This is a genomic window from Pseudomonadota bacterium (genome assembly GCA_026388255.1).
Lineage (GTDB): Bacteria > Desulfobacterota > Syntrophorhabdia > Syntrophorhabdales > Syntrophorhabdaceae > JAPLKB01.
In genome coordinates, this window is sequence record JAPLKC010000133.1 from 20,796 (window position 1) to 42,977 (window position 22,182).

Here is a 22,182-nt window from a genome sequence, read left to right on the forward strand (position 1 = left end):
TTGCACTGTGATTACTAATTTATGCATTGCCTGCCAAATGTTCAGTTATATTATCCGGCGCCTTGCCAAGTTCTTTCTCTAACCCCTCATAATGTGTATAAATCTCATCTATTTTTCCCTTGTTAATTGCATGAACAGGGCTTTTGTGTCCGTATTTCTCAACAACTTCAATAAGCTCCTGCATGTTGAATGGCTTGGATACAAAATCATCCATCCCGGCCTCAAGAAACCGTTCTTTATCGCCACACATAGCATGGGCTGTCAATGCGATAATGGGGATTCTCCCGTTTTTATGCAGAAAGTCGGGATGCCTGATAATACGGGTAGCCTCCAGTCCATCCATTTCGGGCATCTGTATATCCATAAGTATCACATCAAATTGCTTATTGCGCAAAACATCAATGACTTCCCTGCCATTCTTTGCGCATACCACAGCATGTCCCCGTTTTTTTAAAATGCTTTCGGCAAAGTACTTATTTATAGTATCGTCTTCGGCGAGGAGTATCTGTAATCTCTCTATGTCGCCGTCGCTTGTGCTGCTTTCTTCTATTGTCCCCTGACTGCAGACGGAGGAAGGCGGGCTTGTAAAGGACGGAGTAGTAGCAGATTCGGCAAATCCATACACAGGGGAGACATCCTGCCTTTCGCAGGAAGATTTCAATATTACACTGAAATAAAAGGTGCTTCCCTCGCCCGGTTTGCTTTCAACCCATATATTCCCGCCCATAAGTTCTACAATCCTCTTTGATATGGTAAGACCGAGGCCTGTTCCGCCATATTTCCTTGTTGAAGAACCATCTGCCTGGGTGAAAGCATTAAAGATGGTTCCAAGCTTGTCTTCCTGAATTCCTATGCCGGAATCATGGACCGAGAAGAGAAGGATAACCGTTTCTAATTTAGAATCTAATAAACCTTGAACACTGGATTCCGAACCCCGAATCTCACTTGCTGAATCTTGTTTGCTCACTTCAACAACAATCTCTCCCTTTTCGGTAAATTTGACGGCATTCCCGATAAGGTTGATAAGCACCTGGGTCAGGCATCGCGCATCACCTTTCAGGCTTAAGGGGATATTCTTGTCCATGTTATATGAAAACTTTAACCCCTTTCTTTCCGCCTGAATGGAAAAGGGTTTTATTACACCTTCCAATCCATCATGAAAATCAAACTCAGTTTCTTCAAGTTCCATCCTTCCTGATTCAAACTTTGAAAAATCAAGGATACTGTTAAGAAAATCTAAAAGCAATTTGGAAGACTGTAAAACCAATTCAAGATTTTCCCTTTGGTCTCCTGATAAATCCGAATCTAAAACAAGTTCGGTAAATCCGATAACAGCGTTCATCGGGGTCCGTACCTCATGGCTCATATTAGCAATAAATTGGCTCTTTATCAGGTTTGATGCTTCAGCCGCTTCTTTTGCATTCCGTATTTCCTGCTCTACCAGCTTGCGCTCGGTAACATCCCTGAGAAAGGCTAAAGTCACTGTTTCTTCATAATAAATTGTCGTTGTCACAGAGATTTCAATATCGAAATACGTGCCGTCCTTCCTGACCCCCCTGAACTCATATCTTGTCGGCGCCTGTCCCCCGCTCTCTCTTAATCTTGCGTATACCATCACCCTTTCAAGATCATCGGGATGGACAGTTAACAAAAACTTTTTTCCAACAATTTCTTCAGGCTTTGTATAACCGAACATTTCCACGAAACGCTGATTAACAAAGATGTGTATGCCGCCCTTCATAATTCCTATCCCTTCACTTGAACCCTCGATCAACGTCCTGTAGCGTGTTTCTGATGCCACAAGTTTTGTTTCCGACTTTTTGTTGGCAGTAATGTCACGTATGATTTCGATGGCGCCGATAATATTCCCATGTGTATCCCTTAACGGTTTCGACTTAAGCCACAGGTATGCCCCGAAGGGTTTTATTTTGTCTGAATAGGTTTCTGCGGTAATGGTATCGCCTTTTTTATCGATGGAGAAGTATAATTTTCGGGCAGTGTCGTCGAATTCCCTGTTCACAAAATCAATCAGCATAGGCATCCTTTCCCCGCGAAACGGTATAGCATACTCATAATCGCCTTTACCCATCATTTTTTCTGCCTGGATGCCCGTCAAATCCTCCATTGCCTTATTCCAGATTATCACCTTGCCTTCAAGATTAATAGCAAAGGTCGGGTCAGGGAGAAATTCAATAACGCTGTGGAGTTGGTGATAGGCGGCCTGAATTTTATCCTGCGATGTTTTTAGTTCCGTTATATCCTCACAGGTTACAAAAAGTTCTTCACTATCCAGCAATACGGTATTAAAATTGATGATTTTTTCAGTACCATCCCTGCATTTCACCGTAAATGTCCTCGGTATCAACTCACCGACACTTGCTGATGAATGATTATTCAGCCAGATTGCAATAACTTCATGCCTGTACTCAGGATCAGGATAAGCCTTCCTGAACCATGTTCTTCCATCGGGTATGTCCGACAGGTCATACCCGAATAGCTCAACAAACTTATCGTTTATATAGCTGAACGTGCCGTTATTGTTTATTATCGCAATACCAAATGGCGCGCATTTAGTGAGACCTTTAAACCTTTGGATCTCATCCTGGACTATATCAATTTTTTTATCTTTTTCTTCCAAAAGCACTCCGATCACCATAGCGCTTTGATTTGAAACTGGCATTACTCATTGCCTGCCATCTGCATCTCCATCCCCTGGGCAGCAGTCAGCTCCTCAGAGGAGAATACCTTATCAATATTAAGGATTATAATAAAGTTATCATCCCTTTTACCCATACCTTTGATAAACTCTGTTTTGAGCTGCATCCCTATCTGCGGGGCAGGTTCTATCTGGTCGGGTTCCAATTCGAATACCTCCTGGACTGAATCTACAAGTGCGCCGATGATGGTTGTCTCTCCTTCAAAAGATACTTCTACAACTATGATACAGGTATTGACGGTCTTTTCTGTCCGGGTCATGCAGAATTTTAATCTCATGTCAAGGACAGGTACTACACTGCCCCTCAGGTTGATAACTCCCCTCATATACTCCGGGGTCTTCGGCACTTTTGTAACTGTGGAAAACTCAAGTATCTCCCTGACATGCGAGACATCTATTCCAAAAACCTCCTCTGCAAGCTGGAAGGTAAGATACTGTCTTGTGTCTGTTATTGATAAAACGCTCATGGGTTACCTCCTCTTTGAGGCAGGAATCAGTTATCGGAATTCCGAGGCCTGATCGGCGACTTACTCCAGAACCCTGATTCCTGCTTTTGTTAAAATGTTTCAAATTCTTCATCCAGCTTGTCCTTGCCGTTGCCGAGATCAATCGGGACGCCGCCCGGTTTCATTCCGTTGCCGCTCTTGGTAACCCTGGCAGGAGTATGGGCAATTGTGCGCTGCGGCGCTTTATATTGTTCTTTGTGCGCCTTTGTCCCTGCAATTCTGTGATCCACAACTCCGGATTTTATCGCTGTTTTCTTTTTCCCGACCTCTTCAACTACGAAGAAGGCTATTGTATCCTGCAACTGCTCAGCCTGGGAAGATAGCTCTTCTGTCGTTGATGCCATCTGCTCTGTGGCCGAGGCATTCTGCTGGATAACTGAATCGAGCTGCTGGATGGCTTTATTGATCTGTTCCGCTCCGGTATTCTGTTCGTTGCTTGCAGCATTAATTTCACTGACAAGTTCCGCTGTTTTCTGGATATCAGGAACAATCCTTGTAAGCATTTCCCCTGCCTTTTCTGCAACTTCCACACTTGAACCGGATAGCTTGTTGATTTCTGCCGCTGCTGTCTGGCTTCTCTCTGCAAGCTTTCTTACCTCTGTTGCAACTACGGCAAAGCCTTTGCCGTGTTCACCGGCCCTGGCTGCTTCAATTGCGGCGTTTAAGGCAAGGAGGTTTGTCTGACGGGCTATCTCTTCAATAATATTGATCTTTGTGGCAATCTCTTTCATGGCGGAAACAGTTTCCATCACTGCCTTGCCGCCTTCCCGTGCATCCTGGGCAGCTTTGAGCGCTATCTTTTCTGTCTGCTGCGCGTTATCGGCATTCTGTTTTATATTTGAGACCATCTGCTCCATGGAGGAGGATATCTCTTCTGCTGACGCTGCCTGTTCTGTTGCGCCCTGGGACATCTGCTGGGAGGAGGAACTCATCTGCTGGCCTCCTGTGGCAACATTATCGGAGGCGGTTTTAACATCATTTACTACCTCGGTCAATTTCGCAACCATTTCAGCCAAAGCCCTCATCAGTTCATCCTGGGGTGAGCGCTCCCTTGCTGTTACCATAAGATTGCCGCCGGCTATCTCCTGCGCCATCTTTGTGACCTCATTCATTGCATCGATGAGCACATTCAGGTTATTCTTAATGATGTTGTACTGACCCTTATACTCTGCCGTGATATTAGAGGGGATGTCGCCTTTTGAAATCCGATCCACATACTCGGCCGTAACCATCAGAGGATTGACAATGTTGGTAATCGTGTCGTTCACCCCAGCCACCAGCTTGTTCCAACCACCGACAAAAATATCGGCATTGGCGCGCTTGTCAAGCTCACCATTAGCAGCCGCCTTAATGATCTTGTCCGTTTCTGCCAAAAGCTCGCTCATCATTTTAACCACAGCGTTCAGATTGTTTTTGATGACGTTGTACTGGCCCTTGTACTCTACCGTGATCTCAGGCGGGATAATCCCCTTGCTGACTTTTTCCACGTAATCGGCCGTAACCATCAGAGGATTGACAATGTTGGTGACGATCTCGTTTATACCAACTACCAGTTGCTTCCACCCGCCAACAAACAGATCGGCATTGGCACGCTTGTCAAGCACACCATCAGCAGCAGCTTTGATTACATGATTCGCCTCATTAAGAAGACCGCTCATTGTATCGATGCAGGCATTGAGGTTATTCTTGATCTCATTAAAGTCACCGTTATAAATGTCGGTGATCTTCGGGGGAATATCTCCCTTACTTATTCTGTCTACATATTCAGCTGTGACATTGATGGGTACTTATTCTGTCTACATATTCAGCTGTGACATTGATGGGTCCGACAAAGGCATCGCACAAATTGTTGACGCCTCCGATCAGCTTACCCCATCCGCCGGCAAACCTGGCTGCTTCGCCGCGTGTTGCCAACTGACCTGCTACTGTCGCATTGACCAGTTTGTCTGTTTCTGCCAGAAGACCGCTCATTGTATCGATGCAGGCATTGAGGTTATTCTTGATCTCATTAAAGTCACCGTTATAAATGTCGGTGATCTTCGGGGGAATATCTCCCTTACTTATTCTGTCCCAGAAGACCGCTCATTGTATCGATGCAGGCATTGAGGTTATTCTTGATCTCATTAAAGTCACCGTTATAAATGTCGGTGATCTTCGGGGGAATATCTCCCTTACTTATTCTGTCCACATATTCAGCCGTGACATTGAGAGGACCGATGACTGCATCAAGGGTTTCATTGAAACCTTTCAGAATTTTACGATATACACCTTGAAGTTTTTCCGCATCTGCCCTGGTTGCAAGCTTACCTTCTTTGGCTGCACCGATAATGACTCCTGTTTCATCAACAAGCGTATTCAATGTATCTATACACTGATTAAGGTTATTTTTAATCTCATTAAAGTCACCTTTGTACTCATCTGTAATCCTCTGTGGTGTATCCCCCTTGCTGATCCTGTCCACATACTCTGCCGCCACGTTTAGAGGCCCGATGACTGCGTCGAGGGTCTGATTAACGCCTTCCACGATCTTTTTATATTCTCCCTGATGTTTTGATGCATCTGCTCTTGTTGCCAGTTTACCTTCTAAAGCAGCCTTAGCCAGCATACCGGTATCGTTTATCAGCAATTCAACAGTCTCCATGCATCCCATGACTGCAGGCAGCAGGTGATCTTCTTCGCTTCTTTTGCCCACCTTTTTCAGTTCTGCAAGCTCAGAAGTATTTCCTACAGCTATCTCGTTGATCTGTCTTGTTACGCCACGTAAACGGTCTCTCACCTCATTTGTTGCCTTGGCTATGGATGCAAATATTCCCTGATAGTTGCCTTCCACTGTCTTTGAATGGTCGTTGACCGTCATCCGGTGTAATACCGCATCAGACTCAACCAAGCCCTGGAGTCCATCTATACAGTTGTTCAGGTTGTTCTTGATCTCGTTGAAGTCTCCATTGTATGTGTCGGTGATTTTCTGGGGGATTTCGCCCTTGCTGATCCTGTCTACATATTCGGCTGCTACGTTCAATGGCCCTATAACTGCGTCGAGGGTCTGATTAACACCTTCCACGATCTTTTTGTATTCTCCCTGATGTTTGCTTGCATCTGCCCTTGTTGCCAGTTTACCTTCTAAAGCAGCTTTAGCAAGCATGCCGGTATCGTTTATCAGCAATTCAACGGTCTCCATGCATCCCATGACTGCAGGCAGCAGGTGATCTTCTTCGCTTCTCTTACCCACCTTTTTCAGTTCTGCAAGCTCAGAAGTATTGCCGACAGCTATCTCGTTAATTTGTCTTGTCACACCACGCAAGCGGTCTCTTACCTCATTTGTTGCCTTGGCTATAGATGCATATATTCCCTGATAGTTGCCTTCCACTGTCTTTGAATGGTCGTTGACCGTCATCCGGTGTAATACCGCATCAGACTCAACCAAGCCCTGGAGTCCGTCTATACAGTTGTTCAGGTTGTTCTTGATCTCATTGAAGTCTCCATTGTATGTGTCGGTGATCTTCTGGGGGATTTCACCCTTGCTGATACGATCTACATATTCAGCCGCCACATTCAATGGCCCGATGACGGCATTAAGGGTCTGGTTAACACCTTCAACGATCTTTTTGTAGTCTCCCTGATGTTTGCTTGCATCGGCACGGGTTGCCAGTTTACCCTGTACTGCCGCATCTACAAGCATACCTGCATCGGCCACGAGGGCATTCAGAGGATTTGTGAAAGCTTCAATAATACCATTTACAGACTGCACAATTGTTTTGAGTCCATCATCGACCTTGGCTGTGTCACAGCGTTCACTCAACTTCCCGCCTGCAATAGCGCTACATACCCGATCTAATTCACTTTGAAGCAACTGAACTTTTCCGCTACTTAACATACCCGATCCCTCCTTTTTGTTTGCTCCTTATTATCTAAAGCCATCTTTTTCTTCTGATATCCATTATTTTGGTTTATTCTATTTGTCTGTCCCATTGTTTATATCTCCTCCATTCTTTGTTTCAAAACACCTTTGATGCACTCGTAAATAGTCGTGCTCCGTTAAAAGCATTGCAATGCCATGCTGCTTTTCATGTTTTTCAGCGTTGTTGTCATCATCTCACGCGCCCTTTCCATGATTGGTGTTTCGTGACCCGGATAGATAGTATGAATGTTTCTTCTCGTAATCTTCTCAAAGGCGCTGATAAACTCTACAGAATATGAACCGCCTACGGTCATGATCCGGACCGGCGTATCGCCCGAAAAGAGCGCCTTTTCTTTCTCGCAGTAGAGGCATACGGAGTCGCTGGAATGACCCGGCGTATGTATTACCTCGAACTCCCGGTCACCCATGCTGATAATCTGACCGTCTTTCAGAACTTCATCTACACCTTCAGAATCCTTATAGGCGTATATCTTCGTGTTATATCTCGATTTTATCTCCCTTATACCTCCTGCATGGTCGAAATGGTTATGGGTAATTACGACCTGTTCGACCGGCTTTTTTCCTACGCCGGTGTTTATTGTCTCGATCTCTTCAATAATAGATCCGTCGGTTCCAACATCCACCAGGGTATTGATATCCTGCATGGTATTCCAGCTTCCAAGCACCAGATAGGAATTGCAGGAATAAATACGGTTATCGCCTCTCAGGGGTATGACTTTCATTTCATCCTTTCGATGAAGACAGTGAATAGTCGTTAGTGAATAGTGAATAATTTAAAGAAAGCAAATAGTGATTCATATCGCCTATTGCCTGCCTTCCTGCCAAAGCAGGTTTGTCAAAAGCAAAACCTCTATTTTCTTTTATTTTGCCGCCCGCTATCGCTCGACAAATGCGGACAAGGGCGGATGAATATTGATGAATAGTGTTTTGATAGCCGGTGACATTGCCGCCTATCAAATATTCAGCCCTAACGGGCGAATATATTAAATTTTTACTCTGCCCTAAGGGCATGGAGTATATCGGGTGCCAGGTCGGCAGCCGATATGAAATACTGTCCAGCTTTTGTCTGCGTCCGTCTGCGGCTGAATAAAAAAGGTTTTTCATGCAGCCTTTGAGAATACCCTTGCCTTTATTTCGATATTAGGGTTTGCATTTGCATTTATTTCTTCTTATATATCTGTCCATCAGAGGCTACCTGGTCGAACAGATGGTTCAGTTCCTGGGGCATCTTCTGGGTTTGTTCGGAAGCAAAATACCCTCCGGGCGCAAGGGATTCATGGAACATCCGCATTACCTTGACACGCTCATCCTGCTGGAAGTGAAGGAGGACATTCTTGCACATGATAAGGCTGAAATCGTTGCCGATGGGTTGAAAAGACAGGAGGTTGTGTTTCTGAAATACAATTCTCTCCTTTATGGCGCTTGCAATCTGGAAATAGCCGGGCTTGCCGTTCGGTGCAAAATAATTTTTGAATATCTCTTCGGGAATCCTCTTGAGTTCATCTTCCGGATAAATGCCGTTCTTTATGATAGTCCCGAATGTATCCTGTTCATCAATATCCGTTGCGTAGAGAGTGAGGTTTTTGAATGAAAAATGGCCCATGTTTTCAGCAAGTATAATTGCAAGGGAGTATGGCTCGGGTCCCATGGCGCATCCCGCATCCCAGACCTTGATGCGGCTTCTGCCCATGGCATAGGGGATAACGTGCCTTACGGCAAGGTCAAGTATCTGTATGTCGCGAAAAAAGAATGTAAATGCCATAATCAATACCTCAAATCTGTTTTCTGTGTTTTCAATTAAACACCGCCTCTGAAAGCCCGACATTTTGTATCATCTTCAGAACATCCACAATAAGCGCCACACTCCCGTTGCCCAGTATGGTTGCGCCGGATATGCCTTCTATATCACTGTAAAGCTTCCCGAGGTTCTTGATTACCGTCTGGTGCTCCCCAATAACATTATCAACAACAAAGCCGATCCGCTCTCCGTTGGCGCCGGTAATAACAATTTGTTCCACGGCAGGGGGTTCGCCTTTGATATTGAATTCTTTTCTAAGGTTGATGTATGGAACGATCTCTCCACGGACATGGGCAATATTCCTTCCGTGTGATTTCCGTATATCCTCACGGGTAAGCTCCACACACTCCTCAACAATGGAGAGCGGAAGTACAAAATGGTCTTCTCCGATATTGACAAGGAGTCCTTCCACTATAGCCAGCGTAAGAGGCAACTTCACAGTAACGGTTGTACCTTTGCCCTTCTCGCTATGTATATCAATGGAACCACGTAATGTTTCTATTGCCCTCTTCACCACATCCATGCCTACTCCCCTTCCGGACACACTTGTCACGGTCTGTGCCGTGGAGAATCCCGGTGCAAAAATGAGACGTTGCAGCTCCTTTTCAGAGAGCTCGCTCCCCTGAGAAACGAGGCCCTTTTCAATCGCTTTGGCCCGTATGGTGTCTCCATCCAATCCTTTGCCGTCATCTTTTATCTGAAGCACCACGTTTCCGCCTGAATGGGCGGCAGTCAGGTGAATAGTGCCCGCTCTCGGCTTTCCCTGTGAAATCCGTATATCAGGGGTTTCTATGCCGTGGTCTATGCAGTTTCTGATGAGATGGACCATGGGGTCATTTAATTTTTCAATGACCGTCTTATCCAATTCCGTCTCTGCGCCCTCCGTAGTAAGCTCAATCTCCTTACCAAGTTCCTGTGATAAATCCCTCACTAACCTTTTGAATCTTCCGAAGGTGGTTCCTATGGGAAGCATACGGATATTCAGGGTATTGTCTCTCAGTTCCGACGTCAACCTCTCTACTTCTTCTGCAATAGAGATAAGCTCAGCGCCAGCAAAAGCCAAGGCTGTCTGGGTAAGCCTTGCCTGAACGGTTACCATTTCACCTACAAGGTTTACCAGGATGTCGAGTTTGTCTGCAGGCACCCGTATACTGGAAGTCTCTTCCTTTGCCTGGGTCTTTTCTTTCAACTTTCGTATCTGCTGCTGTTCCATAAGGGCTGATTCTATCCTGTCAGGCGTGACAAGTCCCTTTTCAACAAGTATTTCACCGATATACTTTTTTTCCTGGAGCACCTCCTCCAATTGTTCTTCCTGTATATCGCCCCGTTCAATGAGGATTTCGCCAAGCTTCTTATATGTTTCATCAAAGGGCGAGGCGGATTTACTGTCAATAACATCTATCTTGAGTTCACAATCATCCTCCATGAAGATGAAAATATCCCTTATGGCATCGATCCCCCGATCAGTGGAAAGGATGATGTCCCAGGAGGTATAACAGTGCTCGGGATTGATATCTTCCAGAACGGGAATCCTGTCTGCATGTGATATTACCTGGCATTCCCCCAGGGAACGGAGTTCATCGAGTAAACGCAGGGGGCTTGTCCCTGTGAAGAAAATTCCCGGGGCAGGGGTAAAGCAGATGCGATAGATAACAGATTCTCCATCATTATTTGAATAGGCAGGAGGTGAAACCCCGATAGAAGGAGAGGGCTTTGTCGGGGAGGTGGTTGATTCTCCTCCTGACGCTAAACGGTGGAATGCAGAAACAGTTACCGCAAGCTCAGCAGGGGCTTCACCCGGAGAGGTTGTTAAAAGTTCTCGTATCTGGTCTTTTGCAGTAAGAGTGAGATTGATAAGCTCCAGGGTGACAGGTATTTTCCCGTCGCGCACCTTGTCGTAAACTGTCTCTATCTCGTGGGTAAATGAGGCAATATCCTCAAAACCGAACATGGCGCCTGAGCCCTTGATGGTATGCATGGCACGGAAGACCCTGCCGATAATGTCATTGTCATCGGGGCTTTCTTCCAGTTCAAGGAGCGACGTCTCAAGCTCCGCAAGAAGTTCATAAGCCTCTTCTTTAAATGCTTCTCTGTGAGCATCTATCATCCAAGCACCTTCTTTATGACAGCAACAAGCTGTTCAGGTTTAAATGGTTTTACTATCCATCCTGTGGCGCCTGCCTGTTTGCCTTCCATCTTTTTAGATTCCTGGGATTCAGTTGTGAGCAGAATAATGGGAATAAACTTATATGCCGGATTTGCCCTTAACCCTTTTACCAGACCTATGCCGTCGAGATTGGGCATATTGAGGTCTGTAATCACCATATGAACAGGGTCGCCGTTTAGCTTGGATAAGGCATCTTTGCCGTCTACTGCTTCAACAACCTCATATCCTGCCCCTTTCAGGGTGAATGTCACCATCTGCCTGATACTTGCAGAATCATCTACTGCGAGAATCCTTTTACTCATGGGATGCCTCCGACCAGAAACATTTCTCGTTGCCGGCACACCCCGTATGACGGACACATCCTGCCTGCAGGAGAATCTCTGTGATAACAGAGGCACGGCTATAGTTCAGGGTGACTATTTTCCCTGCCTGCATGGCACTTTTGTGTAATGCACAGAGAAGCTGGAGACATGAGAGGTCAGCCTCTGAAACCTCCTCTATATTAAGGGAAAGGTAGTCTCTATTTGCAAGCAACTCCAGCAGAAGCGACTTTGCCTCCAGGGCACATTCGATTGTCATTGCACCAACGAGCCTTACGTGCTTTCCATTATCGTGTACTTCCATAATACAATCCCCCTTTGTAAAAAAGTCCTGCATTGCCTCTATGTTTTTTACCGGATTTTTTACCGGCTGCATTAATAAACACTAATTTAAACCTTTCATCACATCCCGGAGTACCTTCGTGGAGACACATTTTTCATAGTAATATGCTGCCCCTATAGAAAGGGCTTCCTCTGTCACCTTGGAGTCTCCATATCCTGTCAGGAGCACTATGCCCGTCATTGCGTTGTTTTCCTTGATACGCTTCAGGATTTGGAGTTCTTTTTCGCCCAGAGAATTCGTAAACTTAAGCCCTACTATCACAAATTCGTACTCCCGCATGTTCAGCAATGTTAGAGCCTCTTCCATCGTCTCTGCAACATCGATTGCAGTTCCATGGTCCTGTATCAGTTTTCTTGACTCAGGCAGGATGGTTGCTTCATCATCAACAATGAGTACACGTTTTTTCATATACCTTCCTTTTTATATATGACCGGCATTTTCAGAAAAAAGGTTGTCCGGTCATAACTGATTGATCGCACTATCTCAGCAGCAATACCCACAGGATGCTTTTGCACGTTCAAAGCCACCGGCACATGTCGTTACAAAAGAAATATAGAAAGGAAAACCTGATAGGCTGTTTAAGAAAGAGCCCCTTTCCGTTTAAGTGGGGGGGTTGGTGGGTTTGGAAAGGGGCTCGAAGGGGCTGCTTTGTGTTGTTTTCCATCATTAGTATACATAAAGCAAGAAGCAGGCCATTCCGCTCGTCTTGATAACAAACTAATTTAACTTATCTTTTTAAAAGGAAGGGGATAGTGAACTATCCCATTTTTAATAACTGCTATAGCAAAAATGGGATAGTTTAAGGACCGTGAATAGTAAAGAGGCAGTGGATAGTCGTTAGTGAATAGTGATGAACGCGTAAAAAGTCTTACGTCGTTTTGTCATTCCCATCTGTCGTTTCGTCATTCCCGCGAAAGTGGGAATCCGGTGATTTTAATTTGTTCTGGACTCCCGTGCTTGTGCCCTTCAGGGTATTCACGGGAGTGACGGTTTTTTTACTTTTTACGAGTGCATCAAAATGGATATTAAGCAGAAATTCTCCTTAACTCATAAGAATAATTGTGCGATAATGACAATGAAGCGTATACGGCGCTACTGACCTTGCATCTTATTGGCGGACACAACGATGTACACGCGGATACCAGTTTGAGATTTTCGTATTCAAAAGATAGTATTCCTGACCAGGCTGCAAGAGAGCAGAGCAGGCACTGCAGAAGAGCGTGGAACGGTTTAATTTTCCTATCGAAGGCATCAACACCACCGTTTTCATACATGATTTGGATACTTTTTTGCGATAGGAGATAATTTGCGATAGGAGATAAGATGGATAGGAGATAAGATGGATAGGAGAAAATTCGGACATCATATTTTCTGTATAAGCCGTATTTTTTTCATGGAGGGTGTATGTCTTTTCTAAAAACCTTATTAGTCGTTGGCGTATTAACCGCATTAGGTTACTTCGGCAATGTATTAAGCCTGCCGGTTGCCTTCAGCATCAATTTCCTGTTCGGCAGCATTTTCGTGATCATTGCAGTCTCTTTATTCGGCCCCTTGCTTGGGGGACTCTCGGCGTTGATCGAGTCAAGTTATACCTACATACTCTGGAATCATCCCTACGCTATTATCATTTTTGTCTGTGAAGCGCTTTGGATGGGTTTCTTTTTGAAAAGAAAGTACATGAACATCGGTCTTATCGACACAGTCTACTGGATGGTCATCGGTCTTCCCCTGGTTTTCATTTTTTATTTCGTCGTCATGTCAGTTGGCTTTCAAAGAACCGTGATCATTTTTCTGAAACAGTCCGTCAATGGGATTATAAATGCCTTGATTGTCGGCATCCTGCATCTGCTGCAAAGTCTGGCAGCACAACAAGAAAATCAGAGCTATGCCTTTTCCGGGAGACCATCATGAGTGCCTCACCATCTGCCAACGCCACTGGAACCAGCACTACACCCACTTTATTACATACCACGCAGTCAGCTCTCCAGAACTGGCGCACGGCTTGGATCGTGCTGGTGATCGGTCTGATGATTACCACCGCTGCAGCCCTGTACATGAAATCGAGCATTGAAAGGATTGCGGAGCGGAATTTCGCCTTTCAGTGCAACGAGATTCAAAATAAAATTACAGACAGGCTTGATGACCATGCTCGCATCCTGCAGAGCGGTGCGGCGTTATTTAAGGTATCAGAAATAGTCACGCGCGAAAAATGGCGTATTTTTACTCAAACCCAGGAGTTTGAGAAACAACTTCCCGGTATTCAGGGTATTGGTTTCTCGCTTCTGATCCCGCGTGAAGAGCTACCCCGACACGTCCAGAAAATACGCCGTGAAGGTTTCCCGGAGTACAAGCTGAAACCTGATGGTAATCGTGAAGTCTATTCCTCCATCATATATCTGGAGCCGTTTTCCGGTCGCAACCTGCGGGCTTTTGGCTATGACATGTTCTCGGAACCGGTGCGCCGGTCAGCCATGGAACGGGCGAGGGATATGAATGCTGCTGCGCTCTCCGGCAAAGTTGTTTTGGTTCAGGAAACCAGTATCGAGGCTGTCCAGGCCGGCACACTGATGTATTTTCCGGTCTACCGCAAAGGCATGCCCATTGAAACGGTAGAAGAGCGGCGTGCGGCAATCTATGGATGGGTCTACAGTCCCTACCGGATGAATGACCTGATGCAGGGAATACTTGGTGGCCACAAACCGGAGAAAGACAAACAGCTTTATCTTCAGGTCTTCGATGGTGTGCAGCCTTCACCTCAGAGTCTGCTTTATGAAAGTCTTACTACCGGGGATAAGAAACTCCGCGCTGAAGAGCGTTTCACTCGACAGATTCCGGTTGATTTCAATGGTCAGAGCTGGACGCTGCGCTTTACACAAACCGGCGGCGGGTTCTCCACGGCGGCTTACATAAACGTATGGCTCATCATGATCGGCGGTATGCTCATCACGTTACTGCTGTTCGTCCTGATCCGTACCCTGCTGAACACCGGCGCCAAAGCGCAACGTATAGCAGAGAATCTGACAAAGGAACTGCGGGAGAGTGAAGATAAGTTCCGTCTGCTTATCGAGAACAGCCACGACATTATCTATACGATGACTACGGATGGAGTATTCACCTTCGTTTCTTCTTCTTGGACTATACTGCTGGGGCATCCGGTAAATCAGGTGGCTGGACATCCATTCCAGCCATTCGTCCATCCGGATGATCTTACGGAGTGCATGGTATGGCTGCAAAAAGTGATCGAAACGGGACAACGACAAGAGGGCGTTGAGTATCGCGTGAAACACATTGACGGATCCTGGCGTTGGCATACCTCAAGTGCTGTTCCTTTAAGAGACGGAACCGGCAGAATCATTGGTTTCGAGGGCACTGCACGAGATATCACCGGGCGCAAGCATGCCGAGGATGCGCTGAAACAAACCCGTAAAAATTATGAAACCTTTTTTAACACAATTGATGAATTTCTTTTTGTCCTTGATGAACAAGGGAACATAATCAGTACTAATGCTACAGTTATTGACCGTCTCGGCTACGCAAGAGAAGAACTTTCAGGTCAATCTGTTTTAATGGTTCATCCGCCGGAACGGCGCGATGAGGCTGGCAGAATTGTTGGTGAAATGTTAAGCGGAGAAACAGAGTTTTGTCCTGTTCCGATTATTACAAAATCTGGTGTTCAAATTCCTGTTGAAACAAGGGTTTCCCATGGATTTTGGGACGGCAAACCTGTAATTTTTGGAGTTACCAAGGATATTTCAAAAATCAAATTATCAGAAGAAAAATTTTCGAAATTATTTTATATCAATCCTTCTGCTTGTGGTTTAAGCGATTCGGACAACCACGAATACGTTGAAGTAAATGAAGTATTTTACACTTTACTGGGATTTGGTAAAGATGAAGTAATAGGCAAAACACCTATGGATTTAGGTATTATAAAACTTGAAGCATTGAATGCCATATTTCTTAAAGCAGATAGTAATGGAAATGTAACCAATGCAGAAGCCGATTTAAAAGCGAAGAACGGCGATATCAAGCACGTGTTGTTATCATCAGAAAATATTAATATCCAGGATAAAAAATACCGCTATGTTGTTGTTCATGATATCACCGAACGTAAGCAGGCAGAGGAGCAAATAAAGGAGAATGAAACAAGGCAACACACTTTGCTGGCCAATCTCCCGGCCGGTGTGGTTATTATTGATCCCGTAACCAGAATGATCGAGAATGTGAATGATGCTGCCGCAACCATGTTTGGAGTTCAGGCAGAGCACATTGTCGGACACCGGTGTCACGCATTTCTCTGTCCGGCAAATGAAGGCGCGTGCCCTGTTTGCGACTTGGGACAGGAAGTGGACAATATGGAACGAGTGATGCTTTGTATCGATGGCAGCAAACGCCAGGTTCTGAAGTCTGTCAAACGTATACGAATAAAAGGTCAGGAAAAGCTGCTGGAGTGCTTTATTGATATCACTGAACGTAAGCAGGCTGAGGAGCAGCTAAGGGAAAGCGAGGAACGGTACCGCCTGCTGTTCGATGGCTCGCGGGAAGCTATGATGACCCTTGCTCCGCCTTCGTGGATGTACGCTTCCGGCAATCCGGCAGCATTAGAGATGTTCGGTGCCAGGGATGCGGCAGAATTCAAAACACTGATGCTAAAGGATATATCCCCTGAATTTCAGCCCGATGGCAGTCTCTCAGTCAAAAAAGGACTGGAACAAATTGGGGTGACAATGCGCGAGGGTTCCCACTTTTTCGAGTGGACGCACCGGCGGCTTGACGGCACGGTTTTCCCGGCTACCGTGTTGCTGACCAAAATCGAGATGGGCGGCCATAAAATTGTTCAGGCTACTGTGCGCGACATCACCGCCCAGAAGCAGGTGGAGGAATCTTTACAACAGATTACCAACCGCCTGAAGCTGGCCACAAGCGCCGGCGGTGTGGGTATATGGGATTATGACATTGTTAACAACCGACTGGTCTGGGACGACCAGATGTTTTGTCTCTATGGAATCACGCAGGATCATTTCAGCGGTGCTTATGAGGCATGGCAGGCAGGGCTCCACCCGGAAGACAGGCAAAGAGGCGATGAAGAAATACAGCTTGCGCTGCATGGTGAAAGAGATTTTAACACCGAGTTCCGTGTAATCTGGCCGGACGGAAGTATTCGAAATATACGTGCTCTTGCCGTTGTGGAGCGAGACGACTCCGGTCAACCACTGCGCATGATCGGTACAAATTGGGACATTACAGCGCAAAAGCAGGCAGAGGCGGCGCTCCTCCAGGAGAAGAAACGATTTAGTACTCTTTCTGAGAATGCACCTTTTGGAATGGTTATGATTGATACAAAAGGAAATTTTATCTACATCAATCCAAAATTCAAAGAGTTGTTCGGATATGATATAGAGGATATTCCTGATGGGCGAACATGGTTTAAAAAGGCATACCCTGACCCTGAGTGCAGAAAAACAGCTACATCAACCTGGGTAGTAGATTCAAAGCAGGCAAAAGTAGGTCAAAAAAGACCGAGGATATTCAAGGCAAACTGTAAGGACGGTACAGAAAAAGTCATTAGCTTCATCACTGTCCAGCTCGAAACAGGGGAACATATGATAAGCTGTGATGATATCACCGACCGCAAGCGGGCCGATGATGCGCTGCGGGAAAGCGAGGAAACAATCCATCTTCTGCTGGATTCCATGGCCGAAGCAATATATGGCATTGACATGAATGGCAACTGCACCTTCTGTAATAACACCTGTCTACGCCTGCTTGGATACAAGCACTCTGATGACTTGCTCGGCAAAAACATGCACTGGCAGATTCATTCAAAACGCCCGGACGGAACCTCTTTCCCGGTGGAAGAATGCCGGATTTTTCAGGCGTTCCATGAAGGGAAAGGTACACATGTGGACGACGAAGTGCTTTGGCGCTCTGACGACACATCTTTTCCCGCCGAGTATTGGTCATATCCGCTACTCCGCGACGGTGCGGTTGTAGGCGCTGTAATAACATTTTTTAATATCACCGACCGCAAGCGGGCCGATGATGCGCTGCGGGAAACCAACCGCCTCCTTAAAGAGACCACGAAACATGCAAACGACATGGCCGAACAGGCTGAGGCTGCCAACATGGCCAAGAGCGAGTTCCTGGCCAACATGAGCCACGAGATCCGCACACCTATGAATGGGGTGATCGGTATGACAGGGCTGTTGCTGGATACGGAACTGAACGATGACCAGCGACGATATGCCGAAGTGGTACGCACAAGTGGCGAGTCGCTCCTGGGGTTGATTAATGATATCCTCGATTTTTCGAAGATTGAGGCGGGAAAGCTGGAACTGGAGACGCTGGATTTTGACCTGCGCGGCCTCCTCGACGATTTTGCCGCCATGGTAGCTATGCGCGCCCATGACAAGGAGCTTGAATTCATCTGCGCCATTGCTCCTGATGTACCAACCTTCCTTAGCGGCGACCCCGGTCGTCTGCGGCAGATTCTCACAAACCTGGTTGGCAACTCTGTCAAATTTACAAATAAAGGCGAGATCGTCATACGGACGAGTCTGGTATCAGAGACTGACGGAGAAGCCATAATACATTTCTCAGTGAGAGATACCGGCATCGGTATCCCTGCCGACAAGCAGGAACAACTTTTTCAGAAGTTCACACAGGCAGATGCCTCAACAACGCGCAAATATGGCGGCACTGGCCTGGGGCTGGCTATTTCGAAACAATTAGCCGAGATAATGGGCGGTAAGATCGGCGTAATCAGCAAAGAAGGGCATGGCTCAGAGTTCTGGTTTACCGTGCGGTTTGCCAAACAGCCCGCACAGGAACGTATTGAGATGCCGCTAACCGATATTCGCGAGGTGCATGTTCTGGTGGTAGACGACAACGCCACTAACCGCGAGGTACTCATGATTCAGCTCCTATCCTGGGGCGTACGGGCAAAAGAGGCCCATGATGGTCATGCTGCACTTAAGGAACTCTCACTGGCAAGGGATGCAGGTGATCCCTTCCGGATAGCCATTATAGACATGCAAATGCCCGGTATGAATGGCGCAGTTCTGGCCCGGACCATCAAAGCAGATGAAACGCTGAAGGATACCCGTCTGGTGCTTTTTTCCTCTCTGGGCCAACGTGGCGACGCTAAGCAAATGGAGGGGATTGGCTTCTCTGCCTACCTGACCAAGCCGGCGCGGCAGTCGGAGCTCTCCGGGTGTCTATCCGCCGTGCTGGCAGGGACTGACGTGACCTGGCAGGCGCAGCCTATCATCACACGTCACACAATACATGAGATGCGACGGGGTTCAATTCGCATTCTATTAGCCGAAGACAACATCACTAACCAGCAGGTGGCCATGGGCATCTTGGAGAGACTGGGCCTGCGCGTTGATGTTGTGGCTAACGGCGAGGAAGCCATCAAGGCCATGGAAAACCTCCCTTATGACCTGATGCTGATGGATGTGCAGATGCCTGTGATGGATGGACTGGAGGCAACGCGCCAAATCAGAAATCCACAATCTATAGTCCACAATCACCAGATTCCCATTATCGCAATGACTGCTCATGCCATGCAGGGCGACCGGGAGAAATGTTTGGAAGCGGGGATGAACGACTATGTGTCCAAGCCCGTTTCTCCTCAGATCCTGGCCGAAGCGCTGGAGAAATGGCTGCCCAAAGAAGAAACTGGAAACCGGCAAGCCTCAATCCTGCCAAAAGCAGGACAACCGGAAACCGTGGAACAACCCCTCCAGGATTCAAGTCACAAGTCACAAATTCCTATTTTTGACAAGGCAGGCATGATGGCACGCCTTATGGACGACGAAAATCTGGCACGCAAGGTGGTAAAAGGTTTTCTTGATGATCTCCCCCGGCAGATAGCAGCGCTGAAAGAATATCTGAAAGCCGGTGATGTGGTTCAAGCCGAGCGTCAAGCCCATACCATCAAGGGTGCCTCAGCCAATGTCGGCGGCGAGGCCTTGCGCGCGATAGCTTTCGAGATGGAAAAAGTCGCAAAGGTTGGCGGCCTGGAATCCGTTACTGCCCGCTTGCCTGAGTTGGATTCACGATTCGCCCTGCTGAAGGAAGCGATGAACAAGTTTATTAACTAAAATAATATTTTGAGGAGATATTAATCGTGAAAATACTGATAGTTGAGGATGATTTTACGAGCCGCATGCTCCTGCAGGAAATACTTAAATACTACGGAACCTCGCACGTTGCCGTCAACGGCAAGGAGGCAGTCGAGGCCGTACGCATCGCTCTGGAGATTGGCGAACCATATGATCTTATTTGCCTGGATATCATGATGCCCGAAATGGATGGTCTGGAGGCATTGAGTATAATACGACAAATGGAAGCATCTGCCGGCACTACCGGTATAAACCGCACAAAAATTGTAATGATGACTACAGTTGCCGATAAGGCAACTGTCATAAACGCAGCCCAACGTCAATGTGACTACTTTTTTTCCAAGCCCATCCATAAAGCAAAGGTGCTTGAAGAATTACGCAAGATGAAGTTAATTATATGATAAGGAAGGTATTCCAATGCGCATCCTGATTGCTGAAGATGACTTCACATCCCGAAGCATCCTTGTGGGAGTGTTGACAAAGTGCGGCCACGAAACAGTAGCGACGGAGAACGGCGCGGAGGCTTGGGCGGCAATGCAACAGCCCGATGCGCCCCGTCTGGCCATTCTCGATTGGGTAATGCCGGAAATGGATGGAATTGAGGTGTGCCGCCATATCCGTACCCTGGAAACAGACCAACCACCCTATATTATTATACTGACGTCCAAAGACGAAAAGGCGGACATCGTCGCAGGACTGGAAGCTGGAGCAGACGATTACCTGATCAAACCTTATGACCCGGGGGAACTCCATGCACGGGTCAACGTCGGTCAACGTATGATAGAAATACAGGCCAAACTGGCAGAAGTGCGGAATGCGCTGGCACACGAGGCTACACACGACCCGTTGACAGGTATTAATAACCGCCGTGCCATTCTTGATGGCTTGGCAAATGAGCTGTCCCGTGCCAGGAGAAATGGCAGAACGGTGGGTATCGGCATGTGCGACCTTGACCACTTCAAACAGATCAACGACAGTTATGGGCATCAGGCTGGAGACGAAGTGCTTTGCGGTTTTACGCGCATCATTCAAGACAGCTTACGGGAATATGACCTTATCGGCCGGTACGGCGGGGAGGAGTTTCTGGTGGTTACTCCTGAGTTCGGGGGGCTTATGCTCGAAAGAGTTTACGAGCGGTTGTGCGAAAGGGTAGCCAAAAGCCCGATACATACAAGGGCAGGCGACATTTCCATCACTGTGAGTATCGGTGTTTCCAGCGGAACCGGTGACGATACGGTAGATGCCCTACTGAATGAAGTAGATACCGCCCTGTATCAAGCAAAGAAAGACGGTCGCAATCGAGTATCCTATGCTGACCCTCAGATTATGGAGGATTAATTACAATGAAAATTCTGATCGCTGAAGACGACTTTACGTCGCGCACTGTCCTGATGGAGGTGCTCAAGAAGCACGACCACGAGGTAGTGGCGACTGTGAATGGCGCGGAGGCCTGGGCGGCAATGCAACAGCCCGATGCGCCCCGTCTGGCCATTCTCGACTGGATGATGCCCGAAATGGACGGAATTGAGGTGTGCCGCCACATCCGTACCCTGGAAACCGATGAGCCTCCCTACATCATCATGCTGACCACCAAAGGCGAGAAGTCGGATATCATCGTCGGACTCGAAACCGGGGGCAACGATTACCTGGCCAAGCCCTTCGACCCCGAGGAACTCCGTGCCAGGGTCAACGTCGGTCGGCGTATGATCGAGATGCAGGCCAAACTGGCAGGGCGCATGCTGGAACTGCAAAAAGCACTGTGGGAACAGGAGAAACTTACCCTTGAACTCAGAGATGCGCTTTCTCAAGTCAAGATTTTAAGTGGATTGCTCCCCATTTGTGCTTCCTGTAAGAAAATACGAAACGACGAAGGATATTGGGAGCAAATGGAAATGTACATAAGAGACCATTCGGAAGCGGAATTCAGTCATAGTATCTGCCCGGAGTGTGCAGAAAAACTGTATCCTGAGTTCTATAAAAAGAAATGAATGGTTATTTATGTTACTTGCTGATTTTGTCCTGCAATTTCATTCAATAGATTCCGGCTTCCGCCGGTAGAGCGAAGCGGGCATTAATCCCGTGCAGACGGGACATGACAGAAAATAGTAATCCGGGTGCTTTTGCAAAAGTCTCAATGCAAAGCGCTTTTTGTTCTTTATTTAAGAAAAACTATTATCTTTCGTACTGCTTTCAGCTTGATATTAATTCAAAACTGGAGGACAATAAATCTATGAGCTTAAGGTGCAAAAATAATTAAAACGTAGAATCGGGAAGTTTGTCACGA

The 22,182-nt window shown here is 46.8% G+C and carries 15 protein-coding genes and 1 pseudogene; 5 read left to right on the forward strand and 11 right to left on the reverse strand.

Going from position 1 to position 22,182, the window contains the following annotated elements; genetic code table 11:
* Positions 1-19: 19 nt before the first annotated feature.
* The 11 genes and pseudogenes from NT178_18260 to NT178_18310 all read right to left on the reverse strand — a co-directional run bounded on the left by NT178_18260 (position 20) and on the right by NT178_18310 (position 12,177).
* A complete protein-coding gene (locus NT178_18260) occupies positions 20-2,680 on the reverse strand; it encodes a PAS domain S-box protein (GenBank protein ID MCX5814463.1) in 2,661 nt (886 codons plus the stop codon).
* Positions 2,680-3,183, reverse strand: coding sequence for a chemotaxis protein CheW (locus NT178_18265; protein ID MCX5814464.1), 504 nt, complete (start codon positions 3,181-3,183; stop codon positions 2,680-2,682). The genes NT178_18260 and NT178_18265 overlap by 1 nt, the downstream gene beginning before the upstream one ends.
* A gap of 89 nt (positions 3,184-3,272) precedes the next feature.
* A pseudogene (locus NT178_18270) lies at positions 3,273-5,184 on the reverse strand (methyl-accepting chemotaxis protein).
* Positions 5,185-5,278: 94 nt separating this feature from the next.
* Complete coding sequence (locus NT178_18275) at positions 5,279-7,096, reverse strand: hypothetical protein (GenBank protein MCX5814465.1); 1,818 nt, start codon at positions 7,094-7,096, stop codon at positions 5,279-5,281.
* Between the two features lie 161 nt (positions 7,097-7,257).
* Positions 7,258-7,863 (reverse strand): MBL fold metallo-hydrolase, encoded by a 606-nt coding sequence (locus NT178_18280; protein MCX5814466.1) that lies wholly within the window; start codon positions 7,861-7,863, stop codon positions 7,258-7,260.
* A 1-nt stretch (position 7,864) separates the two neighbouring features.
* The gene (locus NT178_18285) at positions 7,865-8,245 is read right to left on the reverse strand and encodes a hypothetical protein (protein ID MCX5814467.1); all 381 of its coding nucleotides are present in this window, start codon (positions 8,243-8,245) and stop codon (positions 7,865-7,867) included.
* A gap of 55 nt (positions 8,246-8,300) precedes the next feature.
* On the reverse strand, positions 8,301-8,903 hold the full coding sequence (locus tag NT178_18290; protein MCX5814468.1) for a chemotaxis protein CheR: 603 nt from the start codon (positions 8,901-8,903) through the stop codon (positions 8,301-8,303).
* Between the two features lie 31 nt (positions 8,904-8,934).
* Entirely contained in the window at positions 8,935-11,046 is a 2,112-nt protein-coding gene (locus NT178_18295; protein ID MCX5814469.1) for a chemotaxis protein CheA, read from the reverse strand.
* Positions 11,043-11,408 (reverse strand): response regulator, encoded by a 366-nt coding sequence (locus NT178_18300; GenBank protein ID MCX5814470.1) that lies wholly within the window; start codon positions 11,406-11,408, stop codon positions 11,043-11,045. The genes NT178_18295 and NT178_18300 overlap by 4 nt, the downstream gene beginning before the upstream one ends.
* Positions 11,401-11,730 (reverse strand): STAS domain-containing protein, encoded by a 330-nt coding sequence (locus tag NT178_18305; GenBank protein MCX5814471.1) that lies wholly within the window; start codon positions 11,728-11,730, stop codon positions 11,401-11,403. The genes NT178_18300 and NT178_18305 overlap by 8 nt, the downstream gene beginning before the upstream one ends.
* A gap of 81 nt (positions 11,731-11,811) precedes the next feature.
* On the reverse strand, positions 11,812-12,177 hold the full coding sequence (locus NT178_18310; GenBank protein MCX5814472.1) for a response regulator: 366 nt from the start codon (positions 12,175-12,177) through the stop codon (positions 11,812-11,814).
* Between the two features lie 996 nt (positions 12,178-13,173).
* On the opposite strand from NT178_18310, the gene NT178_18315 reads away from it, so the two are divergent.
* The 5 genes from NT178_18315 to NT178_18335 are packed head-to-tail and all read left to right on the forward strand — an operon-like array spanning position 13,174 to position 21,886.
* Complete coding sequence (locus tag NT178_18315) at positions 13,174-13,680, forward strand: ECF transporter S component (protein ID MCX5814473.1); 507 nt, start codon at positions 13,174-13,176, stop codon at positions 13,678-13,680.
* Positions 13,677-19,877: a PAS domain S-box protein gene (locus NT178_18320; protein ID MCX5814474.1), complete on the forward strand. Its 6,201-nt coding sequence runs from the start codon at positions 13,677-13,679 to the stop codon at positions 19,875-19,877. Before NT178_18315 ends, NT178_18320 begins: the two co-directional genes overlap by 4 nt.
* Before the next feature lie 26 nt (positions 19,878-19,903).
* Positions 19,904-20,299 (forward strand): response regulator, encoded by a 396-nt coding sequence (locus NT178_18325; GenBank protein ID MCX5814475.1) that lies wholly within the window; start codon positions 19,904-19,906, stop codon positions 20,297-20,299.
* A gap of 16 nt (positions 20,300-20,315) precedes the next feature.
* On the forward strand, positions 20,316-21,236 hold the full coding sequence (locus tag NT178_18330; GenBank protein ID MCX5814476.1) for a diguanylate cyclase: 921 nt from the start codon (positions 20,316-20,318) through the stop codon (positions 21,234-21,236).
* A 5-nt stretch (positions 21,237-21,241) separates the two neighbouring features.
* A complete protein-coding gene (locus tag NT178_18335; protein ID MCX5814477.1) occupies positions 21,242-21,886 on the forward strand; it encodes a response regulator transcription factor in 645 nt (214 codons plus the stop codon).
* Positions 21,887-22,182: the final 296 nt, after the last annotated feature.

Bases quoted from the DNA above. Each gene is read 5' to 3' on its own strand.
- NT178_18260 (MCX5814463.1), bottom strand. From the start codon at position 2,680: ATGCCAGTTTCAAATCAAAGCGCTATGGTGATCGGAGTGCTTTTGGAA.
- NT178_18265 (MCX5814464.1), bottom strand. From the start codon at position 3,183: ATGAGCGTTTTATCAATAACAGACACAAGACAGTATCTTACCTTCCAG.
- NT178_18275 (MCX5814465.1), bottom strand. From the start codon at position 7,096: ATGTTAAGTAGCGGAAAAGTTCAGTTGCTTCAAAGTGAATTAGATCGG.
- NT178_18280 (MCX5814466.1), bottom strand. From the start codon at position 7,863: ATGAAAGTCATACCCCTGAGAGGCGATAACCGTATTTATTCCTGCAAT.
- NT178_18285 (MCX5814467.1), bottom strand. From the start codon at position 8,245: ATGAAAAACCTTTTTTATTCAGCCGCAGACGGACGCAGACAAAAGCTG.
- NT178_18290 (MCX5814468.1), bottom strand. From the start codon at position 8,903: ATGGCATTTACATTCTTTTTTCGCGACATACAGATACTTGACCTTGCC.
- NT178_18295 (MCX5814469.1), bottom strand. From the start codon at position 11,046: ATGATAGATGCTCACAGAGAAGCATTTAAAGAAGAGGCTTATGAACTT.
- NT178_18300 (MCX5814470.1), bottom strand. From the start codon at position 11,408: ATGAGTAAAAGGATTCTCGCAGTAGATGATTCTGCAAGTATCAGGCAG.
- NT178_18305 (MCX5814471.1), bottom strand. From the start codon at position 11,730: ATGGAAGTACACGATAATGGAAAGCACGTAAGGCTCGTTGGTGCAATG.
- NT178_18310 (MCX5814472.1), bottom strand. From the start codon at position 12,177: ATGAAAAAACGTGTACTCATTGTTGATGATGAAGCAACCATCCTGCCT.
- NT178_18315 (MCX5814473.1), top strand. From the start codon at position 13,174: ATGTCTTTTCTAAAAACCTTATTAGTCGTTGGCGTATTAACCGCATTA.
- NT178_18320 (MCX5814474.1), top strand. From the start codon at position 13,677: ATGAGTGCCTCACCATCTGCCAACGCCACTGGAACCAGCACTACACCC.
- NT178_18330 (MCX5814476.1), top strand. From the start codon at position 20,316: ATGCGCATCCTGATTGCTGAAGATGACTTCACATCCCGAAGCATCCTT.
- NT178_18335 (MCX5814477.1), top strand. From the start codon at position 21,242: ATGAAAATTCTGATCGCTGAAGACGACTTTACGTCGCGCACTGTCCTG.